Source organism: Corynebacterium sp. HMSC055A01, assembly GCF_001809405.1.
GTDB lineage: Bacteria > Actinomycetota > Actinomycetes > Mycobacteriales > Mycobacteriaceae > Corynebacterium > Corynebacterium hesseae.
Window position 1 is genome coordinate 117315 of the sequence record NZ_KV797581.1, and the last position, 17237, is coordinate 134551.

10 protein-coding genes are annotated in these 17237 nt (G+C 61.5%); 9 read left to right on the forward strand and 1 reads right to left on the reverse strand.

Features of this window, described 5'->3' with window-relative positions:
• Positions 1-67: 67 nt before the first annotated feature.
• The 7 genes from HMPREF2604_RS06840 to HMPREF2604_RS06870 are packed head-to-tail and all read left to right on the forward strand — an operon-like array spanning position 68 to position 13202.
• Positions 68-3733, forward strand: a complete 3666-nt coding sequence (locus HMPREF2604_RS06840) for a tubulin-like doman-containing protein (protein WP_070564242.1) — start codon at positions 68-70, stop codon at positions 3731-3733.
• Positions 3733-6570, forward strand: a complete 2838-nt coding sequence (locus HMPREF2604_RS06845; protein ID WP_070564245.1) for a hypothetical protein — start codon at positions 3733-3735, stop codon at positions 6568-6570. Before HMPREF2604_RS06840 ends, HMPREF2604_RS06845 begins: the two co-directional genes overlap by 1 nt.
• A gap of 23 nt (positions 6571-6593) precedes the next feature.
• Positions 6594-8984, forward strand: coding sequence for a SaeA-related protein (locus tag HMPREF2604_RS06850; protein WP_070564248.1), 2391 nt, complete (start codon positions 6594-6596; stop codon positions 8982-8984).
• Between the two features lie 2 nt (positions 8985-8986).
• On the forward strand, positions 8987-10720 hold the full coding sequence (locus HMPREF2604_RS06855) for a GAP1-N2 domain-containing protein (RefSeq protein ID WP_070564251.1): 1734 nt from the start codon (positions 8987-8989) through the stop codon (positions 10718-10720).
• Between the two features lie 18 nt (positions 10721-10738).
• Entirely contained in the window at positions 10739-11698 is a 960-nt protein-coding gene (locus HMPREF2604_RS06860) for a hypothetical protein (RefSeq protein WP_070524550.1), read from the forward strand.
• The gene (locus HMPREF2604_RS06865) at positions 11698-12708 is read left to right on the forward strand and encodes a TRAFAC clade GTPase domain-containing protein (RefSeq protein ID WP_070524548.1); all 1011 of its coding nucleotides are present in this window, start codon (positions 11698-11700) and stop codon (positions 12706-12708) included. Before HMPREF2604_RS06860 ends, HMPREF2604_RS06865 begins: the two co-directional genes overlap by 1 nt.
• A complete protein-coding gene (locus HMPREF2604_RS06870) occupies positions 12705-13202 on the forward strand; it encodes a hypothetical protein (protein ID WP_070524546.1) in 498 nt (165 codons plus the stop codon). The genes HMPREF2604_RS06865 and HMPREF2604_RS06870 overlap by 4 nt, the downstream gene beginning before the upstream one ends.
• A 25-nt stretch (positions 13203-13227) precedes the next feature.
• Here the strand turns inward: HMPREF2604_RS06870 and HMPREF2604_RS06875 are convergent, their stop codons facing one another.
• Complete coding sequence (locus HMPREF2604_RS06875) at positions 13228-14559, reverse strand: hypothetical protein (protein WP_070564253.1); 1332 nt, start codon at positions 14557-14559, stop codon at positions 13228-13230.
• A gap of 58 nt (positions 14560-14617) precedes the next feature.
• On the opposite strand from HMPREF2604_RS06875, the gene gluQRS reads away from it, so the two are divergent.
• Entirely contained in the window at positions 14618-15550 is a 933-nt protein-coding gene (gluQRS, locus tag HMPREF2604_RS06880; protein WP_070564341.1) for a tRNA glutamyl-Q(34) synthetase GluQRS, read from the forward strand.
• A gap of 70 nt (positions 15551-15620) precedes the next feature.
• Positions 15621-17192 carry a cation:proton antiporter gene (locus HMPREF2604_RS06885; protein ID WP_070564255.1) on the forward strand — a complete coding sequence of 524 codons (1572 nt, stop codon included), beginning with the start codon at positions 15621-15623 and terminating at the stop codon, positions 17190-17192.
• Positions 17193-17237 lie beyond the last annotated feature (45 nt).

The following is a 17237-nucleotide window of genomic DNA, read 5'->3' on the forward strand; positions in this document are numbered from 1 at the left end:
GGTAGAGCAGTACACAACAGCCATAAACAGCACAGAAGCGAACCTCCCCTTCGAAAGGTAGTTAAAGATGAAGAAGTTCCTCGTCGTCGGTTGCGGTGGCTCCGGCGCCAAGACACTGGCGTTCATGATGGATCAGCTCAAGGCCGAGCTGCGAAGCATTGACCCGGACATGACCGAGCTGCCCAAGGCATGGCAGTTCGTCAACATCGACGTGCCGCTCGAAGAGGAGGCTGGACCGCAGAAGCTGCCGAATGTTACCCAGAACGGTGGTCACTACGTAGGCATTGGTGCCCGCCAGAACTACAACTCCTTCGACGAAGGCGTGTCCAGCACCTTGGGCCGTGCCGGCAAGCTCGGTGAGATTGCAACGTGGGCCACCCGCAATCCTTCCACCAACGACGTGAAGCTGGCTGACGGTGCCGGCCAGTACCGCGCGATTGGCCGTATGCTGACGCTGCCGAATCTCAAGAAGATCCGCCAGTCGCTTAAGGAAGCGGTGGATGAGATGTTCACGCAGGAGGCAATCCAGGAGCTCAACCGCCTTAACTACAAACAGACAAAGCTGGATTCCGATACGGGTGATTCCCAGCCGGTCGTCCTCGTGGTCTCCTCCATGGCAGGTGGCGCGGGTGCCTCGATGTTCCTGGATGTGTGCCGCGTGCTCACCACCATCCCGAATGTGAACCCACAAGGCACCCTCATCTTCATGTACACCCCGGAGATCTTCGCCGATAACAAGGCGGATGACATGGCCGGTGCATGGCCGAACTCGCTGGCTATGTTCGGTGAGGTCGTCGCCGCGCAAATGGGTAATGCCTATGAGCATGACCGCGCCATCTTTGAAGCCTTTGACATGGGCACCCCGCCGGAGGGGCAGACCTTCGGCCGTATTTTCCCCATCGGTTCCAAGATGGGTACCACCAGCGCTCGTTTCGGCGATGGTTCCGCCATGTCCATCTATCGCGGCCTGGGCCGCGCGTTGGCGGGGTTGATGGCTTCCACCAAGGCCAGCGATAACCTCGTGTCCTACGCGCTGACTAACACTCCGGCCGGTGACGGCGGCCGCCGCTTCTTCGGCTGGGATCGCCCAGACGGGACGCCGTGGGGTCGCCTGCCCTGGGGTTCGCTGGGTTATGCCCAGGTTTCGATGGGCCGCGACCGCTTTGCCGAATACTCTTCCCAGCGTCTTGCCCGCAGCGCCTTCGAGCGCCTCTTCAACGGGCACCTCGACCCGCAGAACCCCGAGGCCGGTGAGATGCAGATTGCTAAGAAGCTGGAAGAGCGGCTGCCTAACGCTTTTAGCTCTATGACGCTTGATCCCTCCTGGGCACAAGGCGGCCAGATTGATAGCGGCAGCGTATGGAATTGGCTCAACAGCGTCTTTGGTGGCCAGGCCCAGCAGGCCGCGGATAGTGCTGCGAAGCACCTGCAGAACTTCATTCCGGTGGGCCAGGGCCGTAACGTCAACGAATGGCGTGAAGAGTTCGAGGGCAACATGGCCGATCCCCGCAATGAACAGGCCATCGCATCTGTTCTGAACAATGCCGCCTATGACATTGTTTACCGCTACGCCAACTTCTTCAGCGATGGTGTCCTCGCCACCGTGGAGTCAGAGCTCGCTGCGGTGGGCGTGCCCTATGTACGCGAGATGCTCTCCAAGATCACGGACGTGCTCACCAACTCCGACCGCCTCCTGCCGCGCCTGTCTGAGTACTCCGGCTACTACCAGAACACCCGTGTGCTGGCGAAGCCAGAAGGCGCGGACCCTATCCTCAGCCCGCTGACCGGCAAGGGCCAGATGACGGACCCGACTCCTACAGTCAATGCTCTGATGGGACTGTACTTCAACCAGTTCTACAGCTACGCGCTCATGGCTATCGCGCATCTGCTCAAGGATGTCCTGCAGGACTACGCCGATGAGAACCTCTTCCACCTCAAGCGTGAGCTGGGAGATGCCCACGCGGTGCTGGAGAAGGCCGTGTCGAAGCGCCCGGAGACCAACAAGTTGGCTGACGTCCGCACTGACGAGGTCAACTCGTGGCCGACGGAGCTCGATGAGGTCGTAGAAACCCGCTTCAAGGGCGCCGAGAACGAAATCATGCTGACCGACGTCAACAGCTTCATCTCGGACTACCGTGACCAGATGCTGCGTACCATCCAGGGACAGCAGTCCACCTCGGATGTCACCAACTACGAGCAGGCTTATCCTTTTGCGGTTCGTGCGGTCATCCGCGGTGAATGGGAATCACTCGATGCGGCCCAGGCGCCGAATGACACCCTGGCCCCGCAGAAGCGCACCAATGATGCTTACTCCAACCGTGCTGGCTGGGTGTCCAAGTACCTCTCGCGCCACCCGCAAAGCGGTGAATCCCGCGAATCCCAGCGCGCGCACTACCGCGCCAAGATTCGCCCAACTGATTTGCTGGAGCGCTCGCGCCAGTGGATTAACCGCCGTGATTATGAGTTCCAGAAGTTCAACTCGGTGGATCTGCGCCGCTACCTCACCCTTACCCCGGATATCAACGAGGTCGAGCACGCGCAGCGTCAGCGCCGGTTCGTCGAGGCATTCCAGCTTGCGCTGAGCTATGCCCGCCCCTTGGCTGCCGTCAACGATGACATGGTTCAGCGTATCCACGGCAAGTCCGTGCAGTACACCTACTCCTTCTCCGATATCCCGTTTGCGGAGCTGGGCTCTGCGGAGACCGGCATCGCCTCCCAGCTGGAGTCGGTGCTCAGCCGCCCGGAGATTGACGGGCCTTCCACGGTGGCTCTGCGCAACTCGCTGAACATGTCGGACCATGTGCAGCACATCGAGATCTTCGGTTCCTACCCCAACTACTCGCCGATCGTCTTCTCCTCCATGTTTAACTACATCGCCAAGGACATCGAGAAGCAGGACAATTTCGACGGTTCCTGGTGGTCGGAGCGCCGCACCCGCCCGCTGCCAGCAGCCCTGCCACTGACGAAGACGGAGCGCCAGGCCATGGTGGCCGGCTGGATCATCGGACGCATTACCGGCCGCGTCTACATTTCCAACGCCGATGCAGCCAATGCGGCGGCCCACATCTTCGATGACACGGATGGTGGCGTGAATGGTTGGGTTGATTTCCCGGATCCGCTGCTTATCTCGCCGCGCCGCATGATCAAGAAGTCTGACTGGATGCCTTCGGTTTTGGAGTCCATCTTTATCGCCTACGCGAAGGTGCAGGAAACCGGACACTATGGTTTTGCCTCTTCGCTCTACCCGTACCAGCTGTTGCGCGGGCTTTTCGACGACGGCCTAGACTTCGCCCACTCCGGTGCGTCCACGCACCCGGTGGTTCACCGCCTCGCGCAGTTCTTGGCTTCCGGTGAAGCCCCGAACCGCGGTGTTATGGGTACCTCCATCCAAGACCGCTATGAATCCTTCGTGGAGGAGCTGGATAAGTTCGCCCGCGGTGCGGACCACTTTGTGCCGGGCCACACCAACTCCTTGCCGGGACAGGGACGTAAGGAAAAGCCCTTTGCGGAGATACGCTCCCGCGAGGTCGCCTCGCATACGCCGTACTACCGTGACTTGGCGCTAGACGTCATCGAGATGGTCCCGGTCATCCGCAACTACCTGAATCAGGCCAAGACGGTGGCGGAGAACCCCGTCGCCCAGCCTGCCCCGCAGGTGCGCAGCTCCGATTCTGGCTTTGGCCAGGACCTCGCTCCGGAATTCAACCTCAACGACCTGGATGACACCTTCTAATGACGAACGTAATTATTTTCGGACACGGCGCCACCGCGGATGACATCCGCTCCCGCCTTTGTGACTTGCGTGCGGTCGGCCTCCTGCAGGACTTCCTCTGGATCGACTACGCCCACCCCACCAGTGGAGCTGTTGTGCGCTCCTTTACGGAGGAGGGCACGGCGCGCTTGTCGACGCTCGACGAGGCCCTCCGCAGCTTCAGCGGGGACGTCCTCCTCGCCACCATTGACCCGATGGATGCGGAACAACCGCAGGACGTCGACAAGCTCACGGAGTGGGTCGGGGCCGTCGACCAGCGCCTGATTCAGGCCTCCAACCTGCGCGTGCGCCTGTTGTTGTCAGCCCTTCCGCGCGAGAGTGTGGACATCGCTCCGTTGCAGGGATGGAGCAACCTCGTGCTCTCCCCAGAAGAGGGCGGGACCCCGGCCTCCTCGCGCATTCGCCCGATCAAGCGCACCGCAGATGGCTTCGAGCTTGCCCAGTTCGCAGCCCCGGCCGTAGCCAGCATCTTTGGTTTATGGCGCGGGATGCCCGAGCCTGCGGTGTTGGATCCAGAAACTCACCGCGTCATCGAAACAGGAGACCGGCAGCGCTTCCGTCTGGTGCGCGCCTTCCACCGCACCATCGATGCCAGTGATATCGAGGACAAGGTCAGGAAGGCCGTTTTCGATCCCAGTCAGCGCTTGCCGCAGCCGCAGGTCAATAACATTTCGCGCGCCGTGCACTACGCCAATCCGGAACAGCTGACGGATCAGTGCGCTCAGATGTTCATCAACCAGGAGATTTCCCCGTTGGTGAGCGCTCCGACCGCTTATGAGGAGCTGCAATCTCACAAGGTCAGCGGCTGGGCGGCGCTGAAGGATAATCTGCGCCTGTACTGGTCTACTGTGGTGGGCAAGCCGCAGGATTGGGTCGAGGGCCAGCGCGGTGCGATGAACAAGAACGCCGCCACCTTCCTGCAGAAGATGCTCTATGGCCAAGACTCCAGCGTGGAGGTTGTCTTGGCTGGGCACTCCGGCAAGGGCAGTGGCGCAACGAGCGTCGACGAGCTGCGCCAAGCCAGTGAGCACACCATGCGAGTCGCCCGGGAGCAGCACTTTTCCTTGGGCCAGGAACCGCAGCTCTCGCGCACGTGGGAGGCCTACCACGACTACGCACTGGGGCTTGTCGACGGTTCCTGGCGCGACAGCATCGATACCAAGGGCCTGCGCAATAACCAGGGCAACATGTACATCGTGCAGTACGGTGGCCAGTCCGTGCAGGATGTCAGCGCTTCTTTTGAGGGCTTCCATCCGCTCATGACCAGCACGTTGGGCTATACGCACGAGTCCCAAGCAACCGTCGCGCCTTTCGATCCGGTAGGCGCTGAGCGTTTTGCCGCCGACATCGAGTACACCAGCCAGCAGACCCGCAATGAAGCGGTCAGCCGCAAGAAGCACGAGTTTGCCTCCTGGCGAGCGAAGAACAGCACCACCTTCGCGTGGAAGGTAGGCCAGGGCCTCTGGGATAAGCTGGGGCACGCCCAGCAGAAGTACCGCGACGCGCACGCCAAGGCGCGCGAGCTGCAAGAACTGGCCAATAGTTTCCAGGCGCGTGATTTCAACGCGGAGAACAAAGCACTGACCCGGAAGCTGCGCACGATGTGGATCGTCCTCTTCGTGGTGCTTGCCCTGATGACCTACATGGTGGCTGGCCGCTATAACCCGGACTTGCCGCTGGGTGAGTACCTGCAGTGGTTCGACTGGCCGTGGTACGTCGTGGGCATCATCGTGGCTGTCCTTATTTTCCTCGTGTGTTCTTGGGCGGTCTTTACCAAGGCACAGCGTGAGATCTTCGACTACGTGCAGCGGCGCAAGCTGTTGAACCGCAACCAAGAGATCGCCGCCCAGAATCTGGCCACGGCCTCTGCGGAGATCTCGCGCATCTCCAACGCTTATAACCAGTTCCTGAGCTGGTCGGCGCTGTTGGGCCGCGCGATTTACGCGCCCTTTGGGCGTAAGGAAACGTCGAGCGATCACCTGCGGACGCCGCAGTCGGGTCTTCCGGAGAATGCCCGCATTGCCCAGGCCGTGCTCAACCGTGACGATGCTGTGCGCATGACGGATGAAATCCGCTCCCATATTTTCCAAACGGAGTGGGCACACCGTTCGCTTAAGTCACTGCTCGATGACATGAATGACACCTTTGAGCGCAACCGCACCGGCCACTCGGCTGTGGCCCTCAATGAGATGTGGGGAATGGCTGGCCTCGGCTCCAGCACTGCGTTGGATAACCTGTCCCGCAGCCTTGACCACCCCTACATGCAGGACCGCGATCACAAGCAGCAGGAATGGCAGAAGGTCATCACGGATCCGCGCATGACCCGCAGCTTGCAGCAATACCTCAGCCGCGTGACCTTCCGCGAGGAAGGCGGCAGTCGCGTTCAGAGCACCGCCGAGTTCCTCGACGGCATGAACCAGGAAAAGGGAGCCCTCCAGGCCTTTAGCCCGAATGCGCTTACCAGCGCCGGTGGCGCTGAAGGGTATACCGAAATCGATGGCTCCCGCACGCGCATCGTCGAGGTAGACAGCCAGACCGCGCTGACCAGCCAGCTTTCGCGCTCTGTGACGGTGGTGCAGTACGGAAAGATCACTGACTTCAAGTACCTGATTCCCGACGCGGCGTCGAATGCCCCGTCCTTTGTGAATCCTGCGGATTTTTCACTCGACGACCTGGATGACATGGACCACATGGGCTTTAAATCGCCGGTGCAGGGAGATAACCAAGGGCCGACTACGCAGCCGCCGTTTGGTCGGCCGGAGGCACCGGACCTCTCAGACCTCGACGAAACTTTCTGACGAGACCTCCTTAAGGAACGTTGATGACACACAACCCGAAACCTTCGATCACGGATATGCCGCTGAGCGAGCTTAAGTCCCTGCACCAGCTCAAGCGCGTGAACGCCGATGATGTGCGCGCGGCCGTATCGGCGCCGTTTAGGCAGTTCGCCGAACAAATTGCCGCCGCGTATAACGGCGAAGAGGTGGCCCACCCAGAGCTGAGCGCACAGGCGCGCAACGCCGCAGTGGCCCAGGAAGAACGTGCCGCGCAGGAACGTGCGGCACAGGAAAAGGCAGCGCGAGCCGAAGAACAAGCCCGCCAGCGGGAACAGGCACAACGTGCCGCTGCAGCTAGTACCGCAGCTCGTGGCGTGGCGCAGGTAGGCCCCGCGCCTCAACCAGATCCGGCACAGCCAGCGGCACAGCCGCATGATTTCTTTGCCGAGTGGGAGGCACTGCAGGCCGAGGAAGAGCAGAAGACCCAGGTCAACGAAGAGGACTACATCACTATCCCGGGCTTTGGGATTAAGGCGGAGTATCAGTTCCGCCAAGACCCGAACTGGGAAGCTCCCGGCATCGAATTTGAAGTTGAGGTGCCGCAAGAGGACGCGCTGGCGCAGGATTCTCACGAGGACTTTGGCTATGGCATCGAACCAGAACCGGAGCCGGAGGACAACGACCTTCGCCATCCGGTGCGCCTGTGGTGGCCCGAGCTTGAGCACTCGCCGGATGAGGTGGTGTTCTACCGGGTTGTGGCCGATGATTCAGAAATGGTGGCCTCCCCGGATGCCGGTGACACCCTCGTTTACACAAAAGGAACTGCCTACCGTGATCACACCCCGGGCGAGGCAGGTCTGCGCCACTACGCGGTGTGGGCGTACAAGGGCCGGGATCTTCGCGAGCTCATCAATAGCCAACCGGTATTCATGGGAGACACGGGCGTGGTCTTCCCACCGGTGAACGTCCAGGTATCCACCATCAAGGGAGCCATCCAGGTGTCCTGGGACCTGTTACCGGGGCACTCGAGCGCCATGGTTTATGCCTGCCGGGACAGCGAGAAGGAAAAGCTCTCCCCGCGCTTCGAACAAGACGTGGATAGCAGTGGGCGCAAGGCCACCATTCCGGTGCAGGAAGCCGGGCAGACCGTCGTCATCTCGTTGCTAGGCCAAGCGGAGTTCCACGGCGCTACCGAGCAGAGCCAGGACGAAGTCGCCGTCCAGCGCTCCGTGAAACTTGCCAGCGAGCTGGAGAAGCTGGAGCTCTCACGCTGTGAGCGCCGCAGCGAATACGGACAAGACAGCATCGAAGTTGATTGGTACTCGCCCAAGACCGGCGAGGTAAAGATCTATCTGACACCCAACGCCCCGCAGGCGGACCTTCGCACGTCCGCGGTGCCAAAGACGTACGTCGAAAGTGCGCTATCGAGCGCCATCAGTGAGACCCGTGGAGTGTCTGAACCGGGCTCTTTCCAAACCACCACGGTGCCGTGGCCGCCGGATTGGTACGAGGTCTATATCACCCCGGTGAACTTTAACGACGCGGATGCCTGGGTGGGCGAATCCAAAGTGCTGCAGCGCGTGCAGTCCATTGAGGATGACCAGTTCCGTCTCATCGAGCGCGTGGACAGCCAGCTCATTACATTTGATTGGCCGAAGGGCGCGACGGCAGTGGAGTACTCCACTAATCGCGAGCACGATCAGATCCGCGAGGAGGATTACGACCTTCAAGGAGGAATCCGCCTGCACCTCGATCAGCACGGCGATACCGTGCGCCTGAAGCCTTATGCAGTCTTCGCGGGCAAACGCACTGAGGGCGATGAACGCGTGATTCAGTACGAGGGCTTGCGCCCAGTGACCTATGACTTTGAGGTTGATTACGCTCAGGGCCAGATCGGGGTGTTCCTCTGGAGCTTGGGCAACGGCGACAAGCGCCAGTTCTCCTGCCAGGTGGTCTACCGTGCTGACCGCCTGCCGCTCTTCCCCGAAGACGGCGAGGCACTCGGCATTGTGGAGACCAACCTGCAGAGCACCACACACGTGGCTCAAGGACTGGGCCCGATGCGCGGGCAGTACCCAGATTTCACGGTGTCAGTAGGCGAGCGAATTCAACGTAGGGGTTTCATCCGTCTGTTCGCCGTCGAGGGCTTTGATAGCCAGGTCGATACCTCTTTCGACAGCTTCGGCGGTGAGGACGTCTTTAGTAGTTTCTCGGAGAGCTACAGCGATGCCTCCTCCACGTTGAGTGCATTGGATAAAGCCGTGGTGGTGGAAGGCGATGTGTCTTACAAATTGATGCTGCCCCCACCCGTGCAGAACCAAGCTCCCAGCTATGACCCGCAGTACGGCCAACAAGGATATGAGCCCAACGCTTATGACCAGCACAACTATGGCCAGGATTATTCTCAAGACCAGTACTTCCAAGGAGGCCAGTAGTTATGGGCGGTGCCTTTAGCTATGCATCTTTTTCCCGCGCCAATGGCCGTGCCGGTGGTTGGGGAGTGGGCCAGAAGGCCGGCGATATTACCCAGGAGGAGCTGGCTGAGCTGGTGTCCTTCGTGCCGACTTCGCTCAACAACGGCACGACGATACCGGATTTCCCTTCCGCCCAGCAGCGTGCGGAGCTGGTTCGTCGCACCGCGGTTTTTGCTCTCACTCCTGAGGCGGAAAAGTGGGTCACTATGGTCTCCGTCCCCGCAGGCCTCGATGCGACAGGCCGTGGCGGAAACGTCTTCACTTACACGTCCATTTCGCGCACGGGCACTCCGCCGGCGCCGGCGACGGTCCTGTTTTCTCCCGATATCCCAGCGCCGTTTTCCATCTACGAGGTGGACAAAGTCCAGATTCCGGAAAAGATCTCGGCGCGCGGTCCGTTGCACTCGGATGTGTTGCTGGAGGAGTTTCTGGATGGCGAGTTCCGCCGCCCAGAAAAGCTTCCCGCGCCGTTCAAAGCCGTGACCCCGAACCCCAACCCCACCTTCAACCGTGCGTTGGTTACCGCCATGGCGACGGTTTTGAATTCCCGCAATGGCCTGGTGATTCTCGTGGCGCCCGATAATCAGGCGGCGCTGTGGATCGCCGCCACCGCCCGCGAGGTAGGGGAGGATGGTTTCGGGTTCTCCACTTTTGAGAAGGCCGCCGCCATCAATGAGTTTCCGCTGAGTACGTCCACCATGCTGGTGGTGCCGCCTAGCGAGAAGCAGCGTCTTAAGGAAACCGCGATCCCCGGCAATCCAGTCGTGTTTGCACTTGATGAGGCCCTGCCCGATGTCAGCGCGTACGAAGCACGTGCTGCGGAAGAAACTGAGGCCGTGGCCCCGGAGTCGCAGCACGAGCAGGCCGAGCAGCGCACGGGTGCAGCACAGGAATTGGAAGAGAGCGCTGCAACAGCCAGCAAGCCTGAGAAGAGTGCAGCACTCAGCTTCGACGACTCCTGGGGCGAAGACCCAGCTGATTTTGGAGCGCCTATCCCAGACGCCTCGCCTTTTGCGGCCCCGGGTCATGGCCCTGCGGGTATTCCGCCGAATCCCCTCGATACCCCCGCGCCGAGTACGTCGCAGGAGAACCCTTTCGCCACGACAGTAGAAACGGCGCCGTCGCCAAGTGCAGAAGCCGCACCAGCAGCTGAAGAAGCACATCCGCTGCCGGCAGCGGCATCGGGTGGCAACGCCAATGTTCCTGGGCTCAGCGCCGAGGAATGGCATAGGCTCAAGGATTTCGATCCGCGCTGGTGGATCGAGCACCTTGATACCAACCGCGGACGCGCCATCCAGTTGGCTTACCTCGACAGAAACTCGTTGGGTGAGGGGCTGGACAAGTTACTGATGTCCGCAATCGTTGCCTCTTGGGTGTTCTATTTCCCGCGGGACTTCAACCTCCTGGCAGAGGATGCGCTCCGGCTCTGGGAGGACCGCGAGCTCGAGCACATCGCGCACCTCACCGCTATGCATTTTGCAGGAACATTCGTGCCGGAGCATTGCGAGCGCTATGCCACGGGGCGCGTCGCCATGGTGCTGGACCGCACGACACAGTTGCTCGCGGAGCGCTCGGCGCGCGCGCAGCAACAACCCGCCCCATCGCATTTTGCACAGCACACAGCGTGGCAGCACCGTGGAGCAGTTCACGGAGGACCAGGCGAACACGGTCGAAACATGGGATTCCACGGAAGGTAAGAGAAGGGAAGAAGCGTCATGGCTAAATACACACTGCGGGACGGAGAGTCCCGCCGCATCGGCTCAGACGGCATCCTGCGCGTTGAAGCCTTCGAGATGGGAACTGGCGGCGCCTCGATGGAGCTGGCGATTATGGGAGAAGGCGTTGATGCCGTGCGCGTCCACGACCTCTCCATCATGGTGCACTCCCTGCCTGAGCGCGCCACCATCGTCGTACGCCCCAAGCGGAATGGGACCTTCGGCCTGCGCAGCGAGGTGCGCCTGACGGTAAGCAACGCCGGTGATTCGGTGACGTTCCCGCGCGTGCTTATCGACGCCGCCGAGGACTCCGCCGAACGCCTCGCCGAGGTCACCCCGGAATCTGGGAGCTACCTCTTGGAAGCATTCGGCACGACCGAGGGCGCCGGAATCACAGATTCCGCCCGCGAGGTGCGTTCCAAAATGCGCCGCGCGGAGCTGGATGTCGCTGGCCTCGATGATGTCACCGTGGTCATCGATGGCTCTGCCTCCATGCAGGTCAACGTCACTCCGAAGATCATTGAAGCGGCCGCTAAGTACATCGATGCGCTCTCAGATGCTTTCCGGCACTTCCGCGCCACTGACGGGCAGGACAGCATCGAGACCCATAAGGTGGATGAGCTCACCCGTTTCATCGCGGGTGTGATTGATAGTGGAGCGGAGCGCGTAGGCCAGCGGCCGTGGCGCTTGCCGACTCTCACCTCCACGTCCTCGCTGGTCATCTACATCACCGATTCTCCCGTGGCCTCCATGCTGGAGACCCAGGTGCCCACCGTTGTACTCATCACCAGCGCCATCGGCCGCCAGGAGCTCGAGCTCGCGCGCATCAACGGGACTCCGGCTCATGTGGCCTATGCGGTGATCGACGGGGACGTCGTCAAGCAGCTCGAATCCGGAGCCAACACTGAGCTTTCGGAATTGACTGACCGCGTCACCGCCATGCTGAAGGAGAGGAACTAATGACCCAGGCACGTTGCCCGTGGACCTTTAAACCGCTCGAGGATGGTGTGACGGTGAGCCCGTACACCAACCGGGAGTTGCCGCAGGGATGGACCGACGCCGTGACGCATTGCGTTGCCATGGCGGGCGCGCGTAACTCCGGTAAGTCGCTGTATACCGCGGTGATGATTAAGCAGCTCAAGCAGCTGGCGCACAAACACAACCGCTCCGTGCAAGCGGCGGATGAATCCACCCGGGAGCGCTACGCGGAGGTATATGAAAAGCCGCTCTTTGAGGAGATGCGGGCCATGGACCCCACGCCGAGCGCGGTGGCTACCGACGCCTACCAGCGCGATCCGCTGATTTTTGAGCTCGGCAAGTGGCCCGATGAACAGGGCTTTGAGCGCATGAATTACTTGGTCTTCCGTGACGTGGCGGGCGAGGATTTGGAGAACCCGCCGGAGAACGAAGCCGACCGCGAGAACCTCGCTTTCTTCTCCCACGCGGATTTGGTGATTTTCCTCTTTGACCCGCTGCGCGTGCAGCAGATTCAGGACTTTATCCACGGGCTGATCCCCAATATTGGTGAGCTCGGTGCGGATTCCTTGCGGGTCCTGGATAACCTGCTGGCGTTGCTCGACACGGATACTCCGCCGCCGCTGGCCGTGACAATCTCGAAGTTCGACACGGTGCAGAGGCTGGAACAAGTTGATGACGTGCGCTGGAAGAAGCTCATGGCCAACCGCGGCTCCGCCTTCCGCCGGGATACCGGGTGGAATTTCCGCGATTCGGACCGCTGGATGGTTCACCTCGAAGCCGAATCGTTGTTGCGCTTCTTGGGTGCCAACGACCTCATCAACAAGATCTATTCGGCAGCGCCGAGTGGCGGTAGTTTCTTCGTGACCTCCGCGTTGGGTGAGGCCCCGACGGGCCGCCAGCTAGCCCGCAGCGGCATTGCGCCCTATCGCGTGCTGGATCCCATTCGCTGGTTGCTGAGTCAACGCGGCGTCTTTGCTGAGGATGTGTCATGACCTTCGGCAACCCGCAGTCTCCAGGAACCCCACAGCCGGGCTCGCCTGCCACACCCGCGCCGGACTATCGCTATGGGCAGGTCAGCGACACCGTCCGCCAGGCCCGCCGCGCGGCCGATATGAAGGCGCAATGGGCACCGTGGCCGTTGAAGATCGTAGCGGTGCTGGAGGTCTTCATCACGAGCTACACCGTCTACAACATCTGCCGGCTCATCGCCTTTGAGAACAGCCCGGCGGCGGTAACCCGCACGGACCAGCTTTCCACCGAGCTGGGCGTGTTACTTGCCGTACTGGTTCTCTTGGTGTGTGCCCTCACCACCTATGTGCTGCATGCACAGCAGTCCGCGCGAGTTGCGTTGACCGTTATCAGCGCCATCGTGGTGCTGCTCATTCCGGCGAGTTCGGTCATGCCCGCGTCCATCGCATCGGCGGTGGTCATTGTGCTGCTGTGGTTGCCGGCGAACCGGCAGTGGTTCGGTGGCCAGGCGCGATGAGGCTAGGCCTCGTGCATCGCGGGGCCTAGGCCTTCTTGCGTAGCTCCTCGAGCGCGCGGACATTGTGGGCCTTTTCAAACAGGTTGTACGCCAAGAAGTACATGCTGCGAGCGAGGTCGGCCTTGCCGGTGGAGGCGTGGCGATCACCTAGGAGCTCGGCGACTTCCGCGAGGGCGTTGTGCTCCGAAGGTGTCGTGGCCTCGGTGTCAGGGTGCCGGTCTAAGAAATTGAGCAAGACCTGCTTGGATTTGTACATGTCCTGCGCCTGTAAAAGCAGGCTTTCAGAATAAAGGACGGTCCATTTGGCCGATACGGGCAGGCTCTGGAGCTTGAGTGAATCCACGTAGCGGGAGGCCAGGATGTCATAGGCTTCCTCAGGGGCGCGGTGTTGTACGTCGAGGGTCACGGTCTTGAGAATCGAACGGAGCTCGCCGTCGAGGTCTCCGTAGCGCTGAAACTCGCGGGCAGCAGCGGTGAAGCAGGCCACGCGCTGCTCCACATCCGCAGCGGAGTGCTGTGCAGCATCGCTGTAAAAGCGGGCCAGCATCGGTGCCGGGAGCTGCTGGTATTCCTCATCCGCGCGTGCGTTGGACAGGATGGTGAAGGATTGCGCAGCAACGCGCTCGCAGTCGGCGGCAGAGTCTGATGCCCACAGCGCGCCTACGGCGGATTCGAGGATGGTACGGAGGATATCCCCCATCGTGGCCCCTGCGCCGTCGAATTCTCCTGCGGTCACGGCGTCGTTGATAGCCACGAATTCAGCAGCGTGTGTTTTCGCTTCGCCGCTCTTGGCGGATTCTAGGCGCTCTTGGAGCTCGGCCAGCGAGACGCTGTTGCCGAAGTTCGAGGATGGGCTATTGGCGTCGGCTGAAGCATCCACGCTGGCGGGGGCGGACTCGGAGAAGTCCTTGTGGCTTGCTGCGATGCGGGCGGCGGCAATCTCATTCAACGCCGTGTCATCTCCAGCCGCGGCTGCCTTGGCGGCGAACTTCTCTGCTTCCTCGGTGTCGTTGTGATCCAGCCATGCGCGGGCGACGCGGGTATAGCCTGCGGCCACCAGCGATGGCTGTCCGGTCAGCGCGCCGAGTGCGGCAATGGTGAAGGAATCGTCGACGTTCTTGATGGTGCCGGCGGCCACGCGGAGGGTCTCCCGGGCCTCCAAATAGAGGGCGGCGGGAACGGCATCTTCCAGGCTGCCTAGGAAAGTATCATCTGCGAGTACTCGGCTAATCTGCTCATCAATGTGGGCGGACTCATCGGTGGGAAGAGAAAGCCCGGGAGCCTGGGCGCGCGCATAGGCGAGCATTTTTTCGGCGTCGGCAGAATCAAGCAGGGGATACGTCGCATCAGAAGCCATGGGGGAGAGTCTAGTAGAGGACTCCGGTGCGCGCGGGGCTCCTCGTAGACTGGTGGCCATGGATTCTCTTAGCCCCGCCGGACGCTACGCCCCGAGCCCGTCCGGCGATCTTCACCTGGGTAACCTGCGCACGGCGTTGCTCGCCTGGCTCTACGCCCGGAGCAGCGGGCGCCGCTTCCTTGTGCGCGTGGAGGACATCGATACGCAGCGCTCCTCGCGGGAGGCGGCGCAGCGCCAGCTGGAGGACCTCGCCGCGCTCGGCCTGGACTGGGACGGGGAAGTCATCTACCAGCAGGATCGCTACGCGGCTTATGAGGAGGCCTTGGCGCAGCTTCCCACCTACGAGTGCTATTGCTCGCGCAAAGATATCCAGGAAGCCTCCCGCGCGCCGCATGCCATCCCTGGGCAGTACCCGGGGACGTGCCGCGAGCTTAGCGACGATCAGCGGGCCGCCAAACGCGCCGAACTCGCCGCCCAAAACCGCGTGCCAGCCATACGCCTGCGTGCCGACGCTTCCTCCTTCACCATCCACGACGTCCTCGCCGGCGAGTACACCGGGGAAGTGGATGACTTCATCCTGCGCCGCGGCGGCCAGCCCCCGGCGGATCCGAACCAGGGCATGGACTGGGCCTATAACCTGGCGGTTGTTGTCGACGATGCCTTCCAAGGAGTCGATCAGATCGTGCGCGGTGATGATCTCCTGTCTTCTGCCCCGCGTCAGGCATACTTGGCGCACAAGCTGGGCTATCCGGAGCCGGAGTTCGTTCACGTGCCGCTCGTGCTCAACGCTGAGGGTGTGCGTTTGTCCAAGCGCGATGGGGCGGTGACCCTGCGTCAGCTGCTCGAGGAGCACGGTAGGGATGCGGGGGACGTCGTCAAGCTCTTGGCCCAATCCTTAGGGTATGAGGCCTCTTCCGTGCAGGAGCTGTGCGAACAGTTTCAGCCGGAGAAGCTATCGCGGGAGGCCTTCGTCTGGGATGGCGCTGTGTAGCTCCTCTCCCTCGCCGGCCGCACAACGGTAGTCTGAGAACAGAAAAATTTAAACGGGGAAAGAAGCGCGTATGGAAGTTTTGTTTGTCCTTATTGGCCTGATGCTGTTGACCGTCATTGTCATGGCGGTGGGGGACAAGATCGGGCTTCCCTGGCCAGCGCTTCTGACCATCCTCACGGCGGTGGCGGTTTCGGTATACGCCACTTTTTCGAATGGCACATTCGAGTTCGCCGTACCCGCCGACCTCATTCTTCCGATCTTCTTGCCGCCATTGCTGTGGGCGCTGGCAAGGAGGACATCGTGGGGTGTTATTCGTGAGCAGTGGATGACCATCCTGGCTCTGTCCGTGCTGCTCGTGGTGGCTACGACCCTTGCGGTGGGATTCACCGCTCGCGCATTCATGCCAGGCTTGGGGCTAGCTGCCGCCATCCTTATCGGCGCCGCGATTGCCCCGCCGGATCCGGTGGCCGTCGAGGCCGTGGCAGAACCTGCCGGTATCCCACGACGCATCATTTCCGTGCTGCAGATCGAAGGCCTGTTTAATGATGCCGCGTCTATTGTGGCCTTCCACCTCGCCTTGGAAGCCGTGACGAGTTCGGGTGAGATGCACGCCGGGGAAGCGGTGACGCGTTTCCTCTACTCCGCGGCTGTAGCCGCCATCCTCGGGCTCGTCGTGGGGCGCGTGTCTTCGTGGTTCGTCGGCGCGGTTCACGAGGTTGTCGCTCGCAATGCCTTGACGTGGGTGATTCCTTTTGCCGTGTATATCGCCGCGGAGGAGCTCGGCGCCTCCGGTGTCATCGCGGTGGTGATTGCCGCGGTGGAACTGCACTCCCGCGCACCGATTCAGGCGGAGGACCGCCTCTCCGGCCAGTCATTCTGGGAGACCGTCGAGCTACTTTTCACGGGTGTGGCTTTCGGCCTCATTGGCTTGACCGTGTTCAGTGCCATCGACGCCGCGGGCGCGGACCTCTGGCACGCGGTCATCATCGGCGTCATCCTGTCCGTTGTTGCTTTCCTCGTGCGCTTGGTGTGGATGTACGCCTTCTATCTCATTAATAGGCGCCGCGGGAAGCCACGCCTGGCGCCGCTGCGCCTGCAAGAAGTGCTGCTTATGACGTGGTCCGGCATGCGCGGTTTGGTGACTCTTGCGCTGGTTCTGTCTGTTCCGAGTGGTTTGAGCTTCTACAATGAGTTGACCGTTATCGCCCTCGTAGTGCTGCTCATGACCATGGTGATTCCCGGCCTGTTGCTGCCGTGGCTTATGCGTCAGCTCGACCTCACCACGTATTCGCAGGCAGCCACGGATAAGATGCGCGCGACCATTACCTCCCGCGCGCGTAAAGCCGGTATCGCTGCGATGCGCGCGAAGTATGAGGAACTGGACCCCGACACTGCGGCAAATATTGCCCAATGGTTTGAGGACCGCCTCGGCGAAGACGAGGATGGTGAGGACGCTACAACTCGTCTGCGCATGGCCATCGAGGCCCGTGAGGTGGCCCTCGCGGCACGGCGAACAGCCCTCGCCGGCGCCCAGCAAGAGTTGCTGCGCCTGCGCCGCGATAGGGAATTCAACCCGATGATTGTGGACGAAGTGCTTGCCGACGTCGACCGGATGTCCCTCGGCGCAAAGAAACACAGTTGAGGGGAGTGCTGATCCGTGACTAAGAATGAGGGCGAGAGGAGCGAA